This is a genomic window from Cellulomonas pasadenensis (genome assembly GCF_047229365.1).
In the GTDB taxonomy this organism is placed as follows: Bacteria; Actinomycetota; Actinomycetes; order Actinomycetales; family Cellulomonadaceae; genus Cellulomonas.
Map to the genome: position 1 here is coordinate 1 of NZ_JBFTEP010000285.1, position 919 is coordinate 919.

The 919-nt window shown below is 80.0% G+C and carries 1 protein-coding gene; it reads left to right on the top strand.

Going from position 1 to position 919, the window contains the following annotated elements; all coding sequences use genetic code 11:
* Window positions 1-140: 140 nt before the first annotated feature.
* Window positions 141-919: GTPase (locus AB6N23_RS18490; RefSeq protein WP_412867413.1), on the top strand; the 779-nt coding region annotated here is incomplete at its 3' end.

The window sequence follows — 919 nt, forward strand, 5'->3', positions numbered from 1 at the left end:
GCCCGCACCGGCGGGCTGCGGGGCGTGGGTGCGCGCCGCCCCGGTGCGGCGCCGTCGGCCACGGCGGCCGCCGACGTACCCGCCCCCGGCGGTCTGCGTGGCTGGTGGCGTCGCGTCACGGGCCGCGACGAGGACGCGCGGTGAGCCGGCCGGACGACCTGGCCGAGCGGACCGACGCCCTCGACGGGCTCCTGCGCACGGCCGGGCACCGGCTCGACCCGGTGCTCGCCGCGGAGGGCGCACGGGTCGTCGCGCAGGTCCGGGAACGGCTCGCGCTCGCGCCGTCCACGACGGTCGTCGCGCTCGCCGGCGCGACGGGCTCGGGCAAGTCGTCGCTGTTCAACGCCCTCGCCGGGGCCGACGTCGCCCGCCCCGGCACGCTGCGGCCGACGACGTCGCGCCCGCTCGCCGCGGTGGCCACCGCGGAGGACGTGCACGCGCTGCTCGACTGGCTCGAGGTGGGGGACCGGCGCGAGCTCCCGGCGGACGACCCCGCGACCCGCGGGCTGCCGACGGGCCTCGTCCTGCTCGACCTGCCCGACCACGACTCCGTCGTCCAGGAGCACCGGGCCACCGCCGAGCGGCTGTACGCGCGCGCCGACCTGCTCGTGTGGGTCCTCGACCCGCAGAAGTACGCCGACGCGGTGCTGCACGAGCGCTACCTGCGCCCGCTGGCCGGGCACGCCGGCGTCATGGTGCTCGCGCTCAACCACGCGGACCGGCTCCGCCCGGACGAGCGGGAGACCTGGCGGGCCGACGTGCGGCGGCTGGCGTCGGAGGACGGCCTCGGCGACGTGCCGACGGTGCCCGTGAGCGCGCGCACCGGCGAGGGCGTCGACGACCTGCGCGCGCTGCTGGCGCGCGCGGCGGAGCGGCGACGTGCCGCGGCCGACCGCCTGCGCGCCGACGTCGCCCGGGT